This window comes from Bordetella trematum (assembly GCF_900078335.1).
GTDB classification, from domain to species: domain Bacteria; phylum Pseudomonadota; class Gammaproteobacteria; order Burkholderiales; family Burkholderiaceae_B; genus Bordetella; species Bordetella trematum.
In genome coordinates this window covers 99,462-121,003 of record NZ_FKBR01000006.1, presented here as the reverse complement: position 1 = coordinate 121,003, position 21,542 = coordinate 99,462, and the positions used below count along the sequence as shown (strand labels likewise).

Annotated in this window: 20 protein-coding genes; 13 read left to right on the top strand and 7 right to left on the bottom strand. The window is 67.8% G+C overall.

Annotation, left to right across the window (positions count from 1 at the left end):
- The first annotated feature begins 29 nt into the window (after positions 1 to 29).
- From A7V84_RS01225 to A7V84_RS01205, 5 genes are all read left to right on the top strand, one after another.
- Positions 30 to 812: a deaminated glutathione amidase gene (locus A7V84_RS01225; protein ID WP_063492286.1), complete on the top strand. Its 783-nt coding sequence runs from the start codon at positions 30 to 32 to the stop codon at positions 810 to 812.
- 449 nt (positions 813 to 1,261) lie between these two features.
- Positions 1,262 to 2,035, top strand: coding sequence for a sterol desaturase family protein (locus tag A7V84_RS01220; protein ID WP_025516098.1), 774 nt, complete (start codon positions 1,262 to 1,264; stop codon positions 2,033 to 2,035).
- Positions 2,019 to 2,912, top strand: coding sequence for a fatty acid desaturase (locus A7V84_RS01215; protein ID WP_063492287.1), 894 nt, complete (start codon positions 2,019 to 2,021; stop codon positions 2,910 to 2,912). The genes A7V84_RS01220 and A7V84_RS01215 overlap by 17 nt, the downstream gene beginning before the upstream one ends.
- A gap of 15 nt (positions 2,913 to 2,927) precedes the next feature.
- Positions 2,928 to 4,844, top strand: a complete 1,917-nt coding sequence (locus A7V84_RS01210) for a StlD/DarB family beta-ketosynthase (RefSeq protein ID WP_063492288.1) — start codon at positions 2,928 to 2,930, stop codon at positions 4,842 to 4,844.
- Positions 4,841 to 5,737 carry a DUF6999 family protein gene (locus tag A7V84_RS01205; RefSeq protein ID WP_025516092.1) on the top strand — a complete coding sequence of 299 codons (897 nt, stop codon included), beginning with the start codon at positions 4,841 to 4,843 and terminating at the stop codon, positions 5,735 to 5,737. Before A7V84_RS01210 ends, A7V84_RS01205 begins: the two co-directional genes overlap by 4 nt.
- 1 nt (position 5,738) lies before the next feature.
- Here the strand turns inward: A7V84_RS01205 and A7V84_RS01200 are convergent, their stop codons facing one another.
- From A7V84_RS01200 to A7V84_RS01180, 5 genes are read right to left on the bottom strand one after another with little or no spacing between them, the layout of a single operon-like run.
- Positions 5,739 to 6,671, bottom strand: coding sequence for an acyl-CoA dehydrogenase family protein (locus A7V84_RS01200; protein ID WP_063492289.1), 933 nt, complete (start codon positions 6,669 to 6,671; stop codon positions 5,739 to 5,741).
- 4 nt (positions 6,672 to 6,675) lie between these two features.
- Positions 6,676 to 7,821 (bottom strand): acyl-CoA dehydrogenase family protein, encoded by a 1,146-nt coding sequence (locus A7V84_RS01195; RefSeq protein WP_025516088.1) that lies wholly within the window; start codon positions 7,819 to 7,821, stop codon positions 6,676 to 6,678.
- 11 nt (positions 7,822 to 7,832) lie between these two features.
- Complete coding sequence (locus A7V84_RS01190) at positions 7,833 to 8,795, bottom strand: tripartite tricarboxylate transporter substrate binding protein (protein WP_063492290.1); 963 nt, start codon at positions 8,793 to 8,795, stop codon at positions 7,833 to 7,835.
- A gap of 10 nt (positions 8,796 to 8,805) precedes the next feature.
- Positions 8,806 to 10,911, bottom strand: coding sequence for an acetate--CoA ligase family protein (locus tag A7V84_RS01185; protein ID WP_063492291.1), 2,106 nt, complete (start codon positions 10,909 to 10,911; stop codon positions 8,806 to 8,808).
- Entirely contained in the window at positions 10,908 to 11,711 is an 804-nt protein-coding gene (locus tag A7V84_RS01180; protein ID WP_033534731.1) for an enoyl-CoA hydratase, read from the bottom strand. Before A7V84_RS01180 ends, A7V84_RS01185 begins: the two co-directional genes overlap by 4 nt.
- A 128-nt stretch (positions 11,712 to 11,839) precedes the next feature.
- On the opposite strand from A7V84_RS01180, the gene A7V84_RS01175 reads away from it, so the two are divergent.
- Complete coding sequence (locus tag A7V84_RS01175; RefSeq protein ID WP_231940047.1) at positions 11,840 to 12,601, top strand: IclR family transcriptional regulator; 762 nt, start codon at positions 11,840 to 11,842, stop codon at positions 12,599 to 12,601.
- A gap of 7 nt (positions 12,602 to 12,608) precedes the next feature.
- Here the strand turns inward: A7V84_RS01175 and A7V84_RS01170 are convergent, their stop codons facing one another.
- On the bottom strand, positions 12,609 to 13,073 hold the full coding sequence (locus tag A7V84_RS01170) for a BON domain-containing protein (RefSeq protein WP_063492292.1): 465 nt from the start codon (positions 13,071 to 13,073) through the stop codon (positions 12,609 to 12,611).
- 297 nt (positions 13,074 to 13,370) lie between these two features.
- Here A7V84_RS01170 and A7V84_RS01165 point away from each other — a divergent pair, with 297 nt between their 5' ends.
- The 4 genes from A7V84_RS01165 (at position 13,371) to A7V84_RS01150 (ending at position 17,150) form a co-directional block, all read left to right on the top strand.
- Entirely contained in the window at positions 13,371 to 14,078 is a 708-nt protein-coding gene (locus A7V84_RS01165) for a glutamine amidotransferase (RefSeq protein WP_025516076.1), read from the top strand.
- A gap of 63 nt (positions 14,079 to 14,141) precedes the next feature.
- Entirely contained in the window at positions 14,142 to 15,371 is a 1,230-nt protein-coding gene (locus A7V84_RS01160; protein WP_033534733.1) for an MFS transporter, read from the top strand.
- A gap of 120 nt (positions 15,372 to 15,491) precedes the next feature.
- Positions 15,492 to 15,833, top strand: coding sequence for a helix-turn-helix domain-containing protein (locus A7V84_RS01155; RefSeq protein WP_025516073.1), 342 nt, complete (start codon positions 15,492 to 15,494; stop codon positions 15,831 to 15,833).
- An 18-nt stretch (positions 15,834 to 15,851) separates the two neighbouring features.
- Positions 15,852 to 17,150: a type II toxin-antitoxin system HipA family toxin gene (locus tag A7V84_RS01150; protein WP_063492293.1), complete on the top strand. Its 1,299-nt coding sequence runs from the start codon at positions 15,852 to 15,854 to the stop codon at positions 17,148 to 17,150.
- A 10-nt stretch (positions 17,151 to 17,160) separates the two neighbouring features.
- On the opposite strand, the gene A7V84_RS01145 is transcribed toward A7V84_RS01150, so the two are convergent.
- Complete coding sequence (locus tag A7V84_RS01145; RefSeq protein ID WP_051348268.1) at positions 17,161 to 18,057, bottom strand: LysR family transcriptional regulator; 897 nt, start codon at positions 18,055 to 18,057, stop codon at positions 17,161 to 17,163.
- A gap of 123 nt (positions 18,058 to 18,180) precedes the next feature.
- On the opposite strand from A7V84_RS01145, the gene A7V84_RS01140 reads away from it, so the two are divergent.
- Genes A7V84_RS01140 through A7V84_RS01130 form a run of 3 tightly spaced genes read left to right on the top strand, consistent with a single transcriptional unit; the run spans position 18,181 to position 21,507 of the window.
- Positions 18,181 to 19,272 (top strand): succinylglutamate desuccinylase/aspartoacylase family protein, encoded by a 1,092-nt coding sequence (locus A7V84_RS01140; protein ID WP_082833030.1) that lies wholly within the window; start codon positions 18,181 to 18,183, stop codon positions 19,270 to 19,272.
- Positions 19,273 to 19,285: 13 nt separating this feature from the next.
- Positions 19,286 to 20,587, top strand: a complete 1,302-nt coding sequence (locus A7V84_RS01135; RefSeq protein ID WP_025516067.1) for an MFS transporter — start codon at positions 19,286 to 19,288, stop codon at positions 20,585 to 20,587.
- The gene (locus tag A7V84_RS01130) at positions 20,584 to 21,507 is read left to right on the top strand and encodes a pyridoxal-phosphate dependent enzyme (protein ID WP_063492294.1); all 924 of its coding nucleotides are present in this window, start codon (positions 20,584 to 20,586) and stop codon (positions 21,505 to 21,507) included. The genes A7V84_RS01135 and A7V84_RS01130 overlap by 4 nt, the downstream gene beginning before the upstream one ends.
- Positions 21,508 to 21,542: the final 35 nt, after the last annotated feature.

The following is a 21,542-nucleotide window of genomic DNA, read 5'->3' as shown; positions in this document are numbered from 1 at the left end:
GAACGGCGCCTGCGCGCCTGGAGAACACAATGAAAATCGCCATGGGCCAATTTGCCGTGCGCCCGGTCTGGGAAGAAAACGCCGCGCTCTGCCGCGACCTGATCGACCGCGCCCGCGCCGGCGACGCCGACATGCTGGTGCTGCCTGAGGGCATCCTGGCGCGCGACATCACCGATCCCGACCTGGTGCTGCGCGCCGCCCAGCCGCTGGACGGTCCCTTCCTGTCTGCACTGCTGCCGGCCACCAGCGGCCTGACCGTTTTCCTGACGGTGCACGTGCCGGCCGGCGACGGCAAACTCTGGAACACGCAGCTGGCGCTGCGCGACGGGCAGATCGTGGCCCAGTACCGCAAGCTGCACCTGTATGACGCCTTCAACATGCAGGAGTCGGTCAATGTGCACCCCGGCACCGAAGTGCCCCCGCTGGTGGAGGTCGCCGGCATGAAGGTCGGCATGATGACCTGCTATGACCTGCGCTTTCCGGAGCTGGCTCGCCGTCTGGCGCTCGATGGCGCCGAGGTGCTGGTGGCGCCTTCGGCCTGGGTCAAGGGCCCCATGAAAGAAATGCACTGGCAGGTGCTGTCGCAGGCCCGCGCCCTGGAGAACACCTGCTACCTGGTGGCCGTCGGCGAGTGCGGGCCGCGCAATATCGGCGCCAGCATGACCGTCGACCCCTTGGGCGTGATCGTGACCCGCGCGGCCGAAACCGACGCGCTGGTGTTCGCCGAGCTGGACCCGGCCCGCGTACAGCAGGCCCGCCAGTCCCTGCCGGTACTGAACAACCGCCGCTTCGCGCGGCCCGAGCTGGCCTGACCGGACCATGACGGGCCCGCGGACCATCCGCTGCGTTTAAGACGCCGGGGCTACGCCTGCCTCACGGACTGCTGCGCGCTCCCGCCGCGTGCAAGCGGGCTTTGCCGTCATGGCCTGCAGCGCGGCGGTCCGGTGTGCACGGCATCACCCCAACCAGCAGGCATCGTGGCTTCCTCTCCGGTGAAACCAATTGTTTCATCCGCCCTGCGATGCCCGGGACACGGCGAACCCTGGCGATGGCGAGCGCTGTCGCAAGACCACGCAGCCGAGGCAGGCGGCTCCCTGCCGACTGCCTGCGCCGCACTCGCGCCTGGCCCGGTCCCGCGCCGGCTGCAGGCTGCATGAAGCAATTGCTTAACAATCCGGCCGACCCTGCCTCGGACATTTGCGTAATATCGCGACAATTCCGTAACTGACGCGCGGGCGGTTGCCGGCGCGCGGCGTAATCCATGACCGAAGCCTTCATGGCATTGACGGCCTGGCAGGTGATGCTGGCGGGCCTGGTGTTTTTTGGTGGCATCTACCTGCTGTTCGGCGGCCTGACCTGGCTGCTGACGCGCCACCTCCTGCCAGCCCTGGGCATCGGCCGCCGGCTCGACCCGCGACCCGTCACGCCGGCGCAGTGGCAACGCGAGTTCAGGCTGTCCGGCCTGAGCATCCTGCTGTTCGGCACCGGCATGATCTTTCCCTGGGGGCTGCTGCAACTGGGCTGGGCCCGCCTGGATCCGCAGGCCGGCGCCTGGCAGATCACGATCGAGATCGCGCTGCTCATGATCTGGAACGACATCCACTTCTGGGTCAATCACCGTCTGCTGCATACCCGCTGGCTGCGGCGCTTCCATGTGCCGCATCACCGCTCCGTGGTGACCACGCCTTTTGCCACCTACAGCTTCCATCCGGTCGAGGCATTGATGCTGGGCAATGTGATCCTGCTGCCCATGGTGCTGCACACCTTCAGCTTCTGGTCGCTGTTCGCCGTGCCTTTGTTCAGCCTCTTTTTCAACTGCATCGGCCACGCCAACTACGATTTCTGGCCCAAGGTATCGGGCGCGCACTGGTTTGCCGCAAGCCGCCGGCATCATTTGCACCACGCCTGCTACCACGGCAACTACGGCTTCCAGTTCACGTTCATGGACCGCCTGTTCGGCACCCGCCTGCCGCCTGATGCCGCCGACTCCGTTCTGGCGCCGCAACGCCGACGCACCGATGCTGCGCAGGCCTAGAGCGGGGCTGCGCCACCGGCGCGATCTGCAGAGTATTGCCTATCTGCTGCTGGCGCCTGCCCTGGCAGCCTGGCAGTGGTGGCGGGGGTTTTCCTGGCCGCTGTATGCGCTGCTGCTCTTGCTTACCCTGGGCATCGGCGTCATCCATCACAACCATACGCATTTGCGCATGTGGCGGGGCCGGCTGGCCAACCGCCTGACCGACTTCTGGATCACCCTGCTGCAGGGCCATCCGACCTTTGTCTTCTGGCCGGCCCACGCAGCCAACCATCATCGCTACAAGCATGGCGCCCGGGACGAGGCGCGCACCTACCGCTTTGGCGGCGACACCAATCACCTCTGGGGCTATCTGATCCACCCCGTGCAGGCCGTCTGGGTGCTGATGCCACTGTTCTGGCGCTGGCTGGCGCGCATGCGGCGTCACCGGCCCGGGGTGTGGCGCTACTGTCTGGCGCAGTACGGAACATGGCTGGGGCTCTGGGGCGGCCTGTTGCTCATCGACCCGATCAAGGCCCTGCTGTTTGTGATCCTTCCCCAACTGCACGGACTGCACTGGTTGCTGGCGACCAATTACCTGCAGCACGCCCACGCCGACGGCGGGCCGCGTGCCCTGGCGGGCCTGAACTACGCCCGCAATTTCGAGGGCTGGGTCAACCCGCTGCTTTTTAACATCGGGCTGCACACGGCCCACCATGAACACCCGCGCGCCCACTGGAGCGAGCTGACCGCCCTGCACCATGGGCGCTATCGCGCCCTGGTGGACGCCCGCCTGAACGAAGCCGGCCTGCTGCCCTACATGGCCCGCGTCTTTCTGCTTGCGCTCCTGGTGCCCCGCCTGCGCTCGCGCTCGCTGATGGCGCCCGAACATATCCGCTGATTACCGAGAACCGCCATGCCCATCGCCTTTGACCGCGTCTACCTGGAGTCCGCTGGCTACTTCATGCCGGGCGAACCGGTAGACAATGCCGCCATGGACGCCTACATCGCGCCCCTGAACCGCATGTCGGGCCGCATCAAGACACGCATCCTGGCCGAGAACGGCATCCGCACCCGCCATTACGCCATCAACCCTGACGGCAGCCCGCGCCACAGCTGCGCCCAGCTGGCGGCCAAGGCCATCGGCGACTGCCTGGCCCAGGGCGGCCAGGCCCTGAGTTCGGTCGGCCTGCTGGCCAGCGGCTCCAGCGGCGGCGACGCCCTGATGCCGGGCCTGGCCAACATGATCCAGGGCGAAATGGGCGCCGCACCCATGGAAACCCTGTCGGTGCACGGCATCTGTGCCGCCGGCGTAGGCGCCATCCAGGCCGCCGCCAGCAGCGTCGAGCTGGGCGCGCACCGGCGCGCCCTGGCGGTGGCGGCAGAACTGCCGTCGCGCCTGTTCAAGCGCTCGCGCTTTGCCGCGCGCGGTTATGACGCCGACTTCGATGCCCACTTTCTGCGCTGGATGCTCTCCGATGGCGCCGGCGCCCTGCTGCTGGGCCAGGAAGGCCACGCCCTGCCCGGCCCCTCGCAGGGCCTGAGGCTCAAACTCAAGTGGATTCATCAACGTTCCTTCTCGGGCGACTATCCGGTCTGCATGCAACTGGGCCTGGACGCCGCGCGCGAGCGCAGCCATCTCGACTATCCCTCGTGGGAAACCGCCGAAACCGATGGCGCGCTCTCGCTGCGCCAGGATATCCGCCTGCTGCCCCATCTGTTCGATATCGGCATCCACGAGTATGCCGGTCTGGTGCGCGATGGCTGGCTCGATCCGGCCCGGGTGGATCACTTCCTGTGCCACTACTCTTCCGAGAAGTTCATTCCCGTGGTCGAGGATCTGATGGCCAAGTCCGGGCTGGTCATCCCGCGCGAGCGCTGGTTCAGCAATCTCGCCTGGCGCGGCAACACCGGGGCGGCCTCCATTCTCATCATGTTGGCCGAGTTCCTGCAGACGCGCGCGCTGCGCGCCGGCGAGCAGATCTTCTGCTACATCCCCGAGTCCGGACGCTTCTCGGCTGCGTATATGCTGCTGCAGGCCGAGGCCTGCGACGCCGCGCCCGCCCCGGCATCGCGCCCGGCCGGCGCGGCGCCGGCCATGCCCGCGGCCAGCGACGATGCCGACGCCATCGCCGCCCCGCATGACCCGGCGCAGGCGCCCGAAGGCCTGTCGGCCCTGCTGACCGAACTGGCCGCCATCTGGCACGACTATCGCTCGCGTGTCTGGCGCACGCCGCTGGTGCAGAAACTGCGCCGCGGCCACTTCCAGGCCGACGACTACGCGCGCTGGATGGCCGACTGGATTCCGCAGGTGCGAGAAGGCAGCAAATGGATGCGCGAAGGGGCCGCCTCGCTGGGCGACGACTATGCGCCGCTGGCCGCGCTGGTGCAGATGCACGCCGGCGAAGAGCAGAATGATTTCATGATCCTCTATGAGGACTACCGGCAGGCCGGCGGCAAGCAGGCCCTGGACGCTCTACGTCGTAATCCGGGCGGCGAAGCCCTCAACGCCTATCTGCATGCCCTGGCGGCCACCCGCGACCCCATCGGCCTGCTGGGCGCGATCTACATCATCGAGGGCACCGGTCAGCGCATCATCCCGGCGCTGCTGCCCTTGCTCAAGGCCAGCCTGGCCCTGCCGCCGCAGGCTTTCCGCTTCCTCGAATACCATGGGCACAACGACGAGCACCACCTGGCGCGCTGGCTGGCCGCCGTCGAATTGGCGATGGACTGCGATCCCGATGGCCAGGCCGCGCGCCGCATCGTCGATACCGCACGTCGTACTGCGGCCCTCTACCTGATGCAGTTTCACCACGTGATGGAGCAGGCATGAATCCCGAACCGCCGTTTCTGGCCGAGCCGCACGATCCGGCCGACCCCAATCCCTGGCGCGCGCTGTATCTGGATCGCAGCACGCCTTTGCCCGACGCCGTCAAGAAAGCCTGGCTGCAAGACTCCAGCAGCCGATCACGCCAGTATCTGCTGCCGTTTCTGCGACCCCTCGCCCGTCTGTGCATCATCCTGATCCAGGTCATCAAGACGGTGCTCCCCAAGCGCTGGTCGCACTCGCGCCTGCTGCACCGCATCCTGGTGTGGGGACTCAAGCGATTCGTCTCGCCGCAAGCCAACTGGCTGATTCTGCGGCACTTTCACCTGGGCGCGCAGATACTCGCCTTCATCGGCGCCAATTCGCCCGTGCCGGTTTCGACCACCCCGCTTACCCCGCCCGACCTGGATGCGCTCAAGGACGATCTGTTCGTCAAGCACGATATCAATCTGTTCAACTTCGTCATCCGTCTGAACCAGGCGCTGCGCGACGCCGGGCAGACCATGCACGCGCCCGCCGTCCTGGACTTCTCGATGATCGAAGACCCCGGCCTGAAGCTGGAAGACATGCCACAGGGACGGCTGAATTTTCTCGATCTGCAAAGCGCCATCGAGTTGTTCACGCCGCTCTACCAGCTGCTGCTGACCGACAACGACTTCTGGCGCGCCGCCAACTCCCTGCAGCTGGACGAAACCATCGGCATCTATGCTGCGCAGTTGCTGGGCGCGCCGCAACACCTGGTGCTGGTGAACAACAAACATCCCCTGGTGCCGATGTCGACCCTGCGCGCCGGCTACCGGCTGGTGCTGCACGGCCTGTCGACCGAGATGTTGCACAGCCTGCTGTGTGCGCACCGCAACGCGCAGCACGGCGCGCCGCAGCCGGCGCCCATCGCCTGATTCAGCCTGCCGCCAGCCAGACACGCTCCAGCAGCGCATCCTGGCTGGCGACGCCCTGCAACAGGGCAGCCAGGCGCAATACCCGCTTCAGATACAGGTGAACATCGCATTCCCAGGTAATGCCCATGGCGCCATGCGTCTGAACCGCCTGATGCACGCTGCGCGTGGCGGCCTCCACGGCAAGCCACTGGGCGCTGTCCAGGCCTTGTCCCGGCTCGCCGGCGTCATGCGCGCGCGCCGCGGCCTGCAGTGCCAGGCCGGCATCATCAAGCGCCATCCAGCACTCCGCCAGACGATGCTTGATAGCCTGGTTGGCCCCTATCGGACGGCCGAATTGCTGGCGCTCGCCGGCATAGGCGGCAGCCATGCGCAAAGCGGCCTGCGCCGCGCCCAGCATCTCCGCCACACGCAACAGCCGCAAGCGACAGTGCAGCGCCTGCGACTCCTGACTTGACAGCGGGCGCAACGTCCGGCCGCCAGCCGGCTCGACGGCCAGCCACCCCACGGGCATGCTGGGGTCCAGCCCGGGCCCGGCGCCGATGGCCTCGTGCAGCCACAGCCCCATGCCCTGACACATGACGATGGGGGCCCACCCATCGGCGCCCTCGACCAGGCCGTCGGCATCCGCCCAGGCATATCCCGGCTCCTGCGCCGGCAGCAAGGGTTGCACGGCCATGGTGGCCGCAAGCGGCAAGCTCAGCAGATGGCGGCCTGCGGCCTGCACGACCGGCCAGGCTTCCTGCAGGCCCAGGCCCAGCCCCCCGGCCGCCTCGGCCACCAGCATCTGCGGCCAGCCCTGCCCGGCAAGCTCGCGCCAGGCTTGCGCACGCAGTTCGTCGGCGGCTGCGGCCAGACGGCAGGCCTGGGCCGGGGAATGGGTAGCCCGGAAAAACCGCTCTGCGGCGTCGTGAATGGCTTTCTGATCTTCAGTCATGCTGCTAGCCCCTGGGCAGGCCAAGCAGTTGCTCGGCAATGATGTTGCGCTGGATCTCGGAGGTGCCCGCCAGGATGGTTTCTGCGCGCGACCACAGGTAGGCGTGCGACCAGGAGGCAGCGGCCTCATCGCGCGGCGCCACCGCCTGCGTACCCAGGCGCTCCATCGCCAGCTCGAGCAGGCGCTGATGCGCCTCGCTCCAGTGCACCTTGGTCGATGACCCTTCCGGGCCCGGCGGGTCGCCGCGCTCGGCCGCCGTCAGCGCCCGCTGCGACTTGAGCCGCAGCACCTCGCTGTCGAGCGCCAGGCGCGCCCAACGGCGGCGCGCGGCGTCATCGGTGCACAGCTCGCGCAAGGCCTGCAACTCCTGGGCAAAACGGACCAGGCGAGGAATGAAATACGTCCCGCGCTCGAAACTGGCCGCCGCCATCGCAATGCGCCAGCCGCCATGCTCCTCGCCGACCAGCGCGTCCTGCGGCACGAACACCTCGTCAAAGAAGACTTCGCAGAATTCCGCCTCGCCGGTGAGCTGACGAATGGGCTGCACACGCACGCCGGGGCTATGCATATCCACCAGCAGAAAACTCAGGCCCTTGTGGCGCAACGCCTGCGGGTCGCTGCGCACCAGCGCGAAACACCATTGGGCGCGGTCGGCGAACGAGGTCCAGATCTTGTGCCCCGAAATCCGCCAGCCGCCGGCGCAAGGCTCGGCGCGGGTGCGAACCGACGCCAGGTCCGAGCCGGCCGAGGGCTCGGAATAGCCCTGGCACCAGACCTCGCGATTGCTCAACACGCCGGGAAGAAAGCGTTCGCGCTGTGCCGGCGTGCCGAAGTGCAGCAAGGTAGGCGCCAGAATGCCGTGACCGATAAGGTTCACGCCCAGCGGCGCGCCGCAGCGGGCGTGCTCCTCATGGAAAATGGCCTGCCGCCCCAGCGGCAAGGCCAGCCCCCCGTACTCCAGCGGCCACCCCAGGCCGGCGCCGCCCTGTGCGCAGAGGTAATCCTCCCAGGCCTGCCGATAATCCAGCGAGCGGGGCTGTGCTCCCCCGGGCCAGGCTGCGGCGAAGTCGGCATAGGCCTGCGCCAGCCACGCGCGCAGGGCCTGCCGGTAGGCCTGCTCATCGGCCAGGGCCGCGATGCGATGCATCATGCTGCTCATTCCTACTCCAGGCGAATGTTCGCGTCGCGCGCCACCTTGGCCCAGGTGGCAATGTCCTGCTTGATGAAATCCGCGAAGGCCTGCGGATCGTTGCCGATGATGTCCAGCCCAAGTTCGCTGAACTTGGCCTGCACCGCCGGCTCCTGCACGATGTCGGCAATGGCCTGATGCAGCTTGCCGATGACCGGCCCGGGCGTACCCGCCGGCGCCACCAGGCCAAGCCAGGGCATGGCCGAATAGCCCGGCAGCCCCGAATCGGCCGCCGTGGGCAGATCGGGAACCGCCGCCGACGGCTGGGTGGTGGTCACTGCCAGCGCGCGCAGCCGGCCATCCCTGACAAAGGGGCCGGAAGAGGCCCAGGCGTCGAACATCAGCTGGATGCGCCCGGCCACCAGATCGGTCAGCGCCGGGGCGCTGCCTTTGTAGGGGATGTGTTCCATCTCCACCCCCGCCATGCTGTTGAACAGTTCGGCCTCCAGATGGGTCGAACTGCCCGCGCCCACCGATCCGTAGCTGACCTTGCCGGGATTGGCCTTGAGATAGGCGATCAGTTCGCCGACGTTCCTGGCCGGCACGGAAGGGTGCACCTCCAGCACATGCACCACCGACGCCAGCTGGCTGACCGGAGCGAAATCCTTGATCGGGTCATAGTTGACCTTGGCATAAAGACTGGGCGCGATGCCCAGGGACGACGCAGCCATCAGCAGCGTGTACCCGTCGGGCTCGGCGCGGGCGACGTAATCGGAAGCGATCATGGTGCCCCCGCCCGGCCTGTTCTCCACGATCACCGCTTGCCCCAGCCTGGCGCTCAATCGTTCCGCCACCAGCCGGCTCATGATGTCGGTCGCACCGCCCGGCGAGAACGGCACGACGATGCGCACCGGTTTGCTCGGGTAGGCATCGGCTGCCTGCGCGGCCGAGGCTCCCAGTGCCAGCGCGACACCGGCCATCAATTGTTTGATCATGATTGTCTCCTCACTGTGTGCCCGGGTTCCCCCGGGCGATTGCGGGCAGGATCAGGGCGTCCAGCACGGCGACGCCTTGTCCGGCCTCTCGGACCAGCAATGGATTAACTTCGATTTCACCGACTTCGCAGGGGGCCGCCAGCATCGCCGCTCCTACGGCGACGATGGCCTCGCACGCCGCCGCGACATCGCCGGCCGGCCCCCGATACCCCTCCAGCAAGGGGTAGGCCTTGAGCTCGCGCAGCATGTCATGCGCCATGGCGGCATCGACCGGGAGCAGACGATGGCTGACATCCTGGTAGAGCTCGGTCAGCACCCCGCCCAGCCCGACCGTCAGCACGGGGCCGAACACCGGGTCGCGGGTCGCGCCCACGATCAGCTCGGCCACGCCGCGCTCCATCGTTTGCAGCAACACCCCCTCCAGGCGCGCACCCGCCTGACGGGCGCCGGCCTCCATGAGCGTGTCGTAGGCATCGCGCACGCCGGCCTCGTCCTTCACATTGAGCACCACGCCACCGATGTCGGTCTTGTGCGCGATATCGGGACTGAGAATCTTCATGGCCAGCGGAAAACCCAGTTCGCGCGCCCGGGCCACGGCCTGCCCGACGCTGCTGGCGCAGGCCACGCGCTGCGCCGGCATGCCGAACTTCGTCAGCCAATCGCGCGCCGCCGCTTCGCTGCAAGGCAGCGACGCCACGGCGCGCTCGCCGGACGTAGCCACGGCTGCTGTCGTCAGGAAGGGGCGTCGGCGGCGCTCGCACCAGCGCAAGTAAGGCGCCAGGCTGTTGACGGCAAGCCCCAGGTCATCGAACACCGCCACACCGGCCTGGCGCAGACGATCGCGGCACCGGGCCGAGCCGGTATCGATCGCCACCAGGAGGCGCGGATGCGCGGCGGCGGTTTCCGCCAACGCATCGGCCATGCGATCCAGCATGTAACCCGGCGCGTAGATCACGACAGTGTCGATGGCCGGCGAGCGCGCCAGGGCGTCCAGCACCGTGCGCACGAAGTGAGGATCGTTGACGACGTTGCCGGTCACATCGACCGGGTTGCCCACCATGCCGTAATCCGGGATACCTGCCCGCAAGCTTGCCTGCAGCTCGGGCGGCAGATCCGGCAGCGACAGGCCCGCCTCGATGAACTTGTCCGCCAGAATCGCGCCCAGGGCGCCGGACATGGTGATGACGGCCACCCGCCGTCCGGCGCTGCGCCCGCGCAACTGCGCCAGGCTGGCAATGGCCGCCATCTGCGCAAAGTCGTCGGCCTGGATCACATTGAGCTGTTCAAACGCGGCGGCATACACACGCCGGTCTCCCGCCAGCGCGCAGGTGTGCGACCTGACGGCCTGCGCCCCCTTTTCGGTCGTGCCGGCCTTGAGCGCAATCAGGACCTTGTCCTGGCGCGCCAGGCTCTGGCAGGCCCGCACAAAGCGCGGACCATCGCGCAACTGCTCGATATACCCCAGCACGATGCCGGTGCCCGGGTCCTGGGCCAGATATTCCAGGTAGCGCGAGAAGTCGATGCAGGCCTCGTTACCCGTGTTGATGAAATGCGAGAAGGCCAGGCCCAGGCGGCGTCCGATGGCATAGACGGCGGCACAGACATTGCCGCTTTGGGTCAGCAGGCTGATGCTGCCCGCGCCTTGCTGCATCGGCGCGGTCTTGAAGACCGAAGCGAAGGCCGTATGCGCCTGCGTATTGAGGTTGGCAAAACCCATGCAATTGGGGCCGGCGATCGCCATGCCGCTTTCGGCCGCGAACGCCTCGAGCGTTTGCTGCAGGCGGGCGCCGGCCTCGCCCGCCTCGGCAAAGCCGGCGGCATACACGATCGCTGCACGCACCCCCCGGGCATGGCAGCGCCGCAACATGGCGGTGACCTCGGACGCGCCGATGGCGAGCACGACAAGATCGACCGGTCCCGGCACGGCCTCGATCTCCGGCCAGCAACGCAGACCGAAGACCTCCTCATACTTCGGATTGACCGGGTAGACCTGCCCGGCATAGCCGAAGCGGGTCAGCAGTTCCAGCGGCAATCCCCCGATGCGGCCGGCATCGGCGCTGGCCCCGATGAGGGCGATCGACTGCGGGTCCAGCAAGGCATCCATGGCGGACCTCATGCCTTGTCTCCCTGGCCGCCCCGGGTGATCGCCTGCGCCAGGCCCCGATCGCGGACCTGACGGAACTCTTCGCTCAGGTGCGACAGCTGATGCGTATCGAAGTGCGCCGACAGCGCCGTGCGCAAGCCCTGCGCGTCGGCGCTGCGATTGAGCGAGCGTTTGATCAGATGCAGGCCGAAGGGCGGCGCCTGGGCAATGCGCGAGGCCAGCGCCAGCGTGGCGGCCTCGAGATCGGCCCGCGGCACCACCCGGTTGACCATGCCGATACGCAGCGCCTCCTGCGCATCCACCTTCTCGCCGGTATACAGCATCTCTTTGGCGCGGCGCAGCCCCATCACCCACGGGTGAATGAGCACCTCGGTCGCCGCTGCCGCCAGGGTGTGGCCGACCGGATCGGAGAAAAAGGCATCTTCGCTGGCCACCACCAGATCGCACATGTTCGCGATCATGAAGCCGCCCGCCACGCAGGCGCCCTGCACCTGTGCGATGGTCGGCTTGGGAAAGTCCCAGATGCGCATGCAGTAGCCGAAGTAGCGTTGCGACTCGTAAGCCCAGCGCTCTTCGACCGTGAAGTCGGCGCGTTTGGCCTGCGCCTCCTTCAGGTCATGTCCGGCCGAAAAATGCGCCCCATGCCCCGCCAGGATCACCACACGCACCTGCCCATCCTCGGCAGCGGCCTGCAAGGCGTGGTCAAGCTCGTCGAGCATTTGCTGGCTTTGGGCATTGCGCGCCGATTCGCGCGCCAGGCTGATGCGGCAGATCGAATCCAGCCGCTCTACGGTGAGGCTGCAGTATTCCATGGTCTCCTCGTTTGGTTTTTTGTACGCCATGGATTGAATTAAGGCAGACGTTTTCCTAAACTACAAAATATTCGTACTTTATTTCCCACAATATGAACAACTCTGGCTCCACAGGGGGCACCCAAAGCATGCGCCGCGCGCTGGAACTGCTGCGCGTGCTGGCCCGTCATCAGGAGGACGGCATCGATCTGCAGGGCGTGATGCGCGAGTCCGGTCTGGAACGCTCGACGGCGCACCGTTTGCTGAGCAGCCTGGTGGAGGAGCAATTCGCCCAGCGCGACGCCGACAGCCGGCGCTATCGCCTGGGCGTCGATGCAATGCAGCTGGGGTTCTCGTCCTTGCGGCGTCCGCCCTTGCTCGACGCGCTGCGACCGTTTGCGCAGAAGCTTGCCCGGCTATCCGGAGACACCGTTTTTCTGGTGGTGCGCCAGGGCGACTACGCCTTGTGCCTGCTGCGTGAAGCCGGCACGTTTCCGGTCAAGGTGTTCACCATCGACCAGGGCGAGCGGCGTCTGCTGGGGGTGGGGGCCGGCGGCCTGGCCTTGATGGCCGCCCTGCCCGACGATGAAGTGCAGGCGCTGCTGGAACGCCATGCGCCCGCCTATGCGCAAGCCGGGCTGAGCGCGAACGCCATCATGAAAGCCTTGCGTCGCACTCGCGAGCAGGGTTACTCGGAAATCGTCGACAGCATCACGCCGGGCGTGTCGGGCGTCGGCGCCGCCTTTGCGGTTTCGGCCCTCACCTCGGTAGCCATCAGTTTCGGCGCGATCAGCAGCCGCCTGGACGCCGACAGGCGGCTCGAAATGGGCTTGCTGTTGCGCCGGGAATGCCAGGCCTGGGCCGCGCAGGCCGGCCTGTGCGGCCCATCCGCCGGCGCGGCCGCCACCTGACCGGGGGTCAGGAGGTCACGCTCAGGTGGTTCTCCACGCCATGGACGCCCGGGCACTGCTCGACACAGCCATGGATGGCCTGGCGGGTGGCGGCATCGGGCACGTCGCCGTCCAGGCGAATCCACCCCTGGCGCGCCTGGACGCTCACGCTGTCAACCGGGTAACCGCTGTGGACAAGCGCCTGGCGCACCTGCGCACCCAGCCCTTCGGCGTCGCCGCGTGGCGAGCCTGCGGCAGGCTCATTGCCTTCGGGGCGCACGCCAGGATAGGCGCCGCCTTCTTCATACTGCGGCCCGTCCGGATGCGGACGTCGGGCGTCGAACCGTTTGGGGCGCGGCGCACCGTAATCGGGCGCCTGCGCGCCCAGTTTGCCGCTGCGGGCCTGATCGGCCTCACGCGTGGCCGGCGGCAAGGTATCGGCGTCGCGCGGCCCGGGCGCAGGCGTGGCTTGAGGCTTGCGGGAAGTATCCATGCTCGGCTCCTTGTGAGAGGAATGGCAGGGCCATCCGATGACTCCGAGCATAGGCGCAGCACGCCAGACCGGGGTAAGCGAACGCTACTTCCTGCTACCCGATCCACCCCAGACCGGGCTTGCCGCCCGGGCAGAAAGCCCTGCTTACGATTGTCCGGCCCGGCGCGGCCGCCTCGCGCAAGCGGGCGGGGGCCGCTATGATGCCCGCAGGATAGGTCTCGCAGGCAGGCCCCGCCGCCCCGTCGCGCCTGCCAGCCCGGCCGGCAGGTTTTTTTCAGCCCTTTTTTCTCTTTTCCGATGAACCGTCTTCCCCTGTTGATCGTGCAAATGGGCAGCCCGCCGCCCGAGCTGGCGGCCCAGGCTGGTGAACAAGCCGACTGGTTCGCCGCAGCGCTGCCCGGCGAAACCCTGCACGTGATACGTGTCCACGATGACCAGCCCCTGCCCCCTGCGCACACTTTCCGCGGCGCCATCCTGAGCGGCTCATGGCAGATGGTCACCGACCGTCTGCCCTGGAGCGAGCGCAGCGCGCGATGGCTGCGCGAATTGCTGCCCACCGGCAAGCCGGTGCTCGGAGTGTGCTACGGCCATCAACTCATGGCCCATGCCCTGGGCGGCGTGGTGGACGATCACCCTGACGGTCCCGAACTGGGCACCCAGAGCATCGAATGCCTGCCCGGGATCGAAGACGACCCCTTGCTGCGCGGCTTGCCACTGCGCTTTCATGCCCACCTCACCCATACCCAGAGCGTGCTGCAGGCGCCGCCCGGCGCGCAGACGCTGGCGCGCTCGGCCCATGATGCGCGGCAGATCCTGCGCTATGGTCCACGCGCCTGGTCCGTGCAATTCCATCCGGAGTTCACGCCCGGGCTGCTGCGCCGCTGCATCGCACGACGCGCGCCGGCCCTGGAGGCCGCCGGGCGCAATGTGCAGGCCCTCTATGATGGCCTGCGCGAAACGCCCGAGTCCGCCAGCCTGCTACGCCGCTTCGCTGCCCTCGCCTGAAGCTGGCGCGCCAACCGGGGCAGGCTACACTGCCCTGCACCGAGACCGTCCGCGCCAGCCCCGATGACCGCCTTTGCTTCGCTGCGTCCCGCCCTGCCGATCCTGACCGGCGCTGCCCTGATGCTCAGCGTGGCCATGGGCCTGCGCCAGAGCATGGGGCTGTTCCTCTCGCCCCTGACCCGCGAGACTGGCCTGTCGGTGGCGGACTTCACGCTCGCAATCTCGATGCAGAACCTGACCTGGGGGCTGCTGCAACCGCTGGCCGGTGCCTGGGCGGCGAGGCTGGGTTTCCGGCGCCTGATGGTGGGCGGCGCCCTGCTCTATGCGGCCGGCCTGCTCTGGCTGGCTCTGGCGCAAAGCCTGCTTGCCGTGCTGGCGAGCGCCGGGCTGCTGATCGGCGCCGCGCTGGCGGCCACGGGGACGGCCGTCGCCCTGGCAGCCGCCTCGCGCCCGGTCTCGCGCACCCAGCGCAGCCTCGCGCTGGGCATGGTCTCCGGCGTCGGTTCGATCGGCACCGTCCTGGCTGCCCCCTTGGGACAGGCGGTGATCCAGGCCTGGGACTGGCGCATCGGCGCCGCCGTGTTTGCCCTGCTCGCCCTGTGCATGGTGCCCGCAGCCTGGATGGCCGGACGCGTCGATCGCTTGCCGCTTCCTGAGCCGATCGCCACGGTCGACCAGGCTGTCAGCAGCAAGCAGGCCCTGGCCAGCGCCTTCAGGAATCTGTCTTTCGTGGTCATGGCGCTGGCTTATTTCGTCTGCGGCATGCAACTGGTCTTCCTGACCACGCACCTGCCCTCCTACCTGGATCTGTGCGGCATGGATCCCATGCTGTCGGCCAAGGCGCTGGCCCTCATCGGTGCCAGCAATGTCCTGGGGAGCCTGTTCTTCGGCTGGGCCGGAGGACACGCCAACAAACAGGTTCTGCTGGGCCTGATCTATCTGCTGCGCTCGGGCGCTTTCATCTGGTATTTCAGCGCGCTGCCCACCCCGGACAGCACGCTCGCCTTCGCGGCCATCATCGGATTTCTGTGGCTGGGCGTAGTGCCACTGGTCTCGGGCTGGGTAGCCGACACCTTTGGCCTGCGATGGCAGGCCATGCTGGCAGGCGTGGCCTTCAGCAGCCACCAGCTGGGCAGCGTGGCCGGTGCGCTGGGCGGAGGCCTGCTCTACGACTGGCTGCATAACTACACCCTGGCCTGGCAGGTCGGCGCAGGCCTGGGCGTGGCCGCCGGCGTAGCCCAGATCCTCAGCGCCCGCTTGCTGCGCCCGCCGCCATCCTGCTGCTTGCATTAAGCAGGATTGACTCATTAATGACGCATAATACGCCTTTATGATTGATATATAAGGCATACGTTCTTGAATGCATGTCTCATTTTTCATGCAAAAACTATATTTTTGTTTTATAAATGAGACATGAAAAAGAAACTCGCCCCCAGTTTCGAAACCACCGAGGCCTTGCTCACGCTGGGCGAGCGGCTGCGCACGGCGCGGCTGCGCCGCGCCGAAACCGAGTCCATGCTGGCCGCCAGGCTGGGGGTGTCGCGCGCCACCATCGGCCGTCTCGAGCGCGGCGATGGCGGCGTCTCGGCGGCCCTGCTGCTGGAGGCCCTGATGCAATACGGCTTCTCGGCCCAGGTATTCGCCCTGGCCGACCCGGACAGCGATGGGGTGGGCAAACGTCTGGATGCCTTGCGCCGCCCTGCCCGCGGACGCCGCCAGGACAGCACGTCACGCATCGACCCCACGCGTCTCTAGCCCACGGAGCGTGCCCCCATGGCAAACCGGCGTCACAAATTCGTTGAAAGCGAGCTCTATGTCTATGTGGACATCGAGGGCGAGGCCGTGCTTTGCGGCGTGCTGACCCTCGACGACCGCGACGAAGAGGCTTTCTTTGCCCAGTTTTCCTATGTCGAATCCTATGTGCAGGATGGACGCGCCTTCCCGCTGGATCCGATCAATCTTCCGTTGATCGACAGCCGCCAGCGCTTTCACACCACCAGCCGCTACCAGACACTGGGCGCGCTGTTCGATGCCGCTCCCGACGCCTGGGGCCGCAACGTCATGCGTCTGGACAGCGGCGGTGCACGCGTGACCGAGGACGAGGTGCTGCTCAAGGGGCGCGGCATGGGCGTGGGAGCCCTGTTCTTCAGCGCCCGCCTGCTGCCGCCCAACCAGCGCAAGACCTACCGCCTGCCCGAGATGCGCGAAGTCGATTCCCTGGCGGGCCTGCTGGCCGACATCGACCAGGGCATCAAGCCCAAGGGGCTGTACCGGGATTTGCTGGGCAGCTCCTGGGACATCGGCGGCGCCCGTCCCAAGACCATCGTGTGCGATGAGCTGGGCGAAATGTGGATCGCCAAATTCCCCCGCCAGGGCGACAGCTATGACCGCCAGCGCGTGGAGTACGCCAACCTCTGCATGGCGCGGGATATCGGCTTGAATGTGCCCCCCATCCGTCTGGCTGAAACGCGGCTGGGCGCGGTGCTTCTCACGCATCGTTTCGATCGCCGCGTGCTGCCCACGCCATCCGGCCAGCCAACCCGGGTGGCGCGCCGCCATTTCCTGAGCGCGGCATCGCTCATCAGCCCCTCGGCCGCCATCGGCAAACGCGAGCTCGATGGCGCGCGCGGCCGGGCAACCTACTCTTATGCACGCCTGGCCGACGTGCTGCGGCGCGTCTCGTCGCATCCCGTGCAGGACCTGCTGGAGCTCTATGCCCGCATGACGCTGAACGTGGCCCTGCACAACACCGACGACCACCTGAAGAACACCGGCTTTCTGAAGGATGCCGCGGGCCCGGCCTATCGTCTGTCCCCCCTGTTCGACGTCGTCACCCAGGAAGGCTCGGCCATGCATTACCTGCATATCGGCGACCAGGGGCGCGCCAGCACTTTCGACAACGTGCTCAGCGAGTACCGGCGCTTCGGCCTGCGCAGCGCGGCGGCTGCCCGGAGCGTGATCGACCGGGTATGCGAAGTCGCCTCGCAGCGGCAACGCTATTACGAGCAGGCCGGCCTGAACCCGACCGAAATCGCGCGGATCGAGGCGGCGCTGTCGGCCTGGCGACAGTGACGCCGCGCGGCTACGACGCACAAGCCGCGCGCCAGCGCTCCAGGAAATGGTCCACCAGGGGGTCGGCGCGCTGCGCCAGCCACACCAGCTCCATCGTGAATGGAATCGTCAGGTCCTGCGCGGGTCGCAAGCAGATCCGGCTGCCCCAGAAATCCGCCAGCGACAAAGGCGCGATGGCGTAGCCCAGGCCGGCGGCCACCAGCCCCAAGGTGGTTTGCGTATCGGCCGCGCCCAGACGCCATTGACCCGGGTCAATGCCCGCGGCCGAACAGGCTTGCTGGACTTTGTCATAGTGCACCGGCGAGCGCTCGCGCGGCGACATCAGCAGAGGCTGGCCGCGCAGATCACGCAGATATAGCGCCTCGCGCTGACGCGCCTGCGGCCAATGCGGCGGCATGGCCACGCCCATCCGATCTTCCCGCAAGGTCAGCCCGCAAAAGGCGGTGTCGAACGGCGAGCGCCAGGCAACGATGCCCAGGTCGAGCTCATGGCGACGCAGGCGTTGCAGTTGCTCGGCGGCATAGAGCGATTCAACCTGAACCTGCACGCCGGGCGCGCTGTCCGGCAAGGGGCGCAAGGCAGCCGCCAGCGCAGGCAGGTCGCTGTAGCCCGGCATGACCCCGATACGCAGAACGCCCGCCAGCCCCAGCTCCGCCTGGCGCAACTGTTCGCCCAGACGATCGGCCTCTCCCAGCAGCGCGCGGGCGTGGGCCTGCAACGCCATGCCCGCCCGGGTCGGCGCCACCCCACGCGGCAGACGCGTGAACAGACTCACGCCCAGCTGGGCCTCCAGTGCCGCCATCTGCCGCGAGAGCGCCGGCTGCGCGATATGCAAGGCCCGGGCCGCCTCGGCGATGCTGCCATGACGGCATACCCCCAGGAAATAACGCAGTTGCTTCAGCTCCATGAGCATGCCTCTTGCTATGCTGCAAAAGCATATTGTGTATCGGAAACCGGTATTTGTGCGCGCCGCCCGCCACGCCTAGCATCAGGATGCAGCACCTACCACAAGAAGACACCTGGAGACACCATGCCTGACGCCAAGCCCTCGACCGCCCGCCTTCGCCGTCGCCCCGCTATAACCTCCCAGCATAGAGCGGCGCGCAACGGCGACCTGGCGACCTATTTCACCGAACTGGATTTCGACCGCCCCGGCAAACAGGTGGGTTTCGTGTACTTTCCGCACTCTCCCCACGAGGATGCCTGGGGCACGGTGCGCGTGCCGGTCGCGGTGATCGGCGATGGCGACGGCCCGACCGTTTTGCTCGAGGGCGGCAACCATGGCGACGAGTACGAAGGCCCCATCGTGCTCGGCGAGCTGATCCGCGAGCTGCAACCGCAAGCCGTGCGCGGCCGGCTGATCATCATTCCGGCGATCAATGCGCCGGCCGTGAACGCCGGCCGGCGCACGTCTCCGGTCGACGGCAAGAACATGAACCGGGTCTTCCCGGGCGATCACGCCGGCACCCTGACCGAACAGGTGGCCGCCTTCGTCAATGACGCCCTTATCCCGCGCGCGGATGCCTTGCTCAGCCTGCACTCGGGCGGCTCGTCGCTGGACATCGTGCCCAGCACCATCGTCATGCCCAGCCCCGATCCGGCCCAGTTCGAACAGTGCCTGGCCGCTGCCCGGGCTTTCGATGCGCCGCTGTGCGTGGTGATGGATACGCTGGGCGACCGCCGCCTGTGCGTGACGGCCGCCATGGCGGCCGGCCTGGTCTGCGTCAGCACGGAAATGGCCGGGCGCGGCGTGGTCAGCCCGGCCGCGCTGCGGCTGTGCCGGGCAGGCACGCTGCGGACCCTGCGGCTTTGGGGGCTGCTGGCCGACGAGCCCGAAGCCGCCGAGCCGCCGCCTCTGAAGTACCACAGCCTGGATGGCGCACGCGCCTATGTCATCGCCAGCGACGCCGGCGTGTTCGAACCGGCTGTCGAGCTGGGCCAGCCCCTGGCCCGCGGAGAGGTTGCCGGACGCATTCATTTCCTGTCCGATCCGGGCCGAGCGCCGCAGGTCCTGCACGCAGGCGCAACCGGCGTGGTGTACGCCCTGCGTCAGTTCGGGCGGGTCGAGCCCGGCAACACCTGCATGGTGGTGGCCGGCGCCGCCCCCGGACAGCCGGGCTGAGCGGGGGCCGGGCATGACACACCCCGATAACCGCCTGCCCGCCACCCCGCGTCGCGCCGTGGTCGCCGCCACCGTGGGCTGCATGCTGGAGTGGTACGACTTCGCGCTCTATGGCTACTTCTCGGTCTTGCTGGCACGCCTGTTCTTTCCCGCCGAGTCGGAGTGGGTATCGCTGCTCTTGGCCGTCGCAACCTTCGGCGTGGGCTTTGCCATGCGCCCCGTGGGCGCGCTGGTGCTGGGCACGGCCGCCGACCGCCTGGGACGGCGCGTGGCGCTGAACTGGGCCATCTCCAGCATGGTGCTGGGCACGGCCATCATCACCTTCGCGCCCACCTATGCCAGCATCGGCCTGTGGGCCCCCGCCCTGATCGTGCTGGCCCGCCTGATCCAGGGCTTCTCGGCCGGCGGGGAAATGGGCACCGCCGTGGCCTTTCTGCTGGAGTACGCACCGCCCGGACGGCGCATGCTCTACGCCAGCCTGCAACAGATGACGCAGCTGCTGGCGCTGCTGCTGGGCTCGCTGGTCGGCGCCGCCGTCAACGGCTGGCTGTCGCCCGAAGACCTGGCTGCCTGGGGCTGGCGCCTGCCGTTCGCCCTGGGGCTGCTGATCGGCCCGGTCGGCTGGTATATCCGCCGCCATACCGCCGAGCCGCCCGCTTTCGTCGAAGACCAGCGCCAGTCCGCCGGCCAGCCCAAGGCCTCGCCCTGGCAGGCGCTGCGCGACTATCCGCGCCAGACCCTGGCAGGCTTCTGCATCACGATCCTCTGGACGGTCGGCACATACTTCTTCCTGGTCTACATGCCCACCTACGCCACCCGTGAGCTGGGTCTGCCCGGCACGGCCTCCCTGTTGAGCAACTCGGCAGCACTGGTAACGGCCATCTGCCTGCTGCCGCTGTTCTCGATGGCAGCCGATCGCCACGGCCCGCGCCTGCTGCTGAAAGCCTCGGCCATTCTGATGCTGCTGATCTGCTACCCCTTGATGCGCTGGCTGGCCGAAGCGCCCACAGTGGCCACGCTGGTGGCCGTGCAATGCCTGCTGGCGGCGGTGCTTGCCGCCTTCACCGGCCCGGCCTGCGGCGCGCTGGCCACCCTGTTCCCGCCGCGCATCCGTTGCACCGGCGTGTCCATCGCCTATAACTTTGCCGTCACGCTCTTTGGCGGTTTCGCCTCTTTCATCGCCACCTGGCTCATCGGCATGACAGGAAGCCCCCTCGCCCCCATCGGCTACGTGGCGTTTGCCGCACTGGCCGCGGTGGCAGGCGCCTTCCTGCTGCCCAACCCCCACGTTTCCACGAACGCAAAACCATCATGACGTTGCACCTCATTACGCCTACCATCGACTCGACCGCCCTGTCCCGCGAGTACGGCCTGGACATTCACCTCAAGCTGGAAAACACCCAGCCCTGCGGTTCGTTCAAGCTGCGCGGCATCGGTCACGCCTGCCAGACCCTGCACCGCCAGGGCGCCAGGCGCTTCCTGTCGTCGTCCGGCGGCAATGCCGGTTACGCGGTGGCCTATGCCGGCCGCAAGCTGGGCCTGCCGGTCACCGTCGTGGTGCCCGAGACCACCAGCGAGCGCGCCAAGACGCTCATACGCAGCGAAGATGCCGAGGTCATCGTGCACGGCGCCACCTGGCAGGAGTGCAACGCCCATGCCCAGTCGCTGCGCGACGCCACGACCGCCTTCATTCATCCCTTTGACGACCTGCTGCTCTGGGAAGGACATGCCAGCATGATCGACGAGCTGGCCACCCAGGGCCCCAGGCCGGATGTGGTGGTGTGTTCGGTGGGCGGCGGCGGCCTGCTGGCCGGCGTGGCCCAGGGATTGCAACGCAACGGCTGGCAGGACGTCGGCATACTTGCGGTGGAGACAGCCGGGGCCGCCTCCCTGGCGGCGGCCCTCAAGCAGGGCGCTCCGGTCGCCTTGCCCGCGATCGGCAGCATCGCCACCTCGCTTGGCGCGCGTCAGGTCTGCCAGCGCGCCTTCGAGGTCGCCAGCGGGCCGACCCTGCGGTCACACGTGCTCAGCGACGCCAGCGCGGTCGACGGCTGCGCCACCCTGTTGCAAGCCCATCGCCTGCTCACCGAACCCGCTTGCGGGGCCAGCATCGCCGCCCTGGCCGAAGTACGCCGCTATTTCCCCCAGGCCAGGCGCGCCGTGGCCATCGTTTGCGGCGGCGTGGGGATCACCGTGGAACAGATGCAACAGTGGCAGGCGACGCTTCCCCGCTGAAAAGGAAAATAAGGGGACAAAAGCTTGCGTCTGAT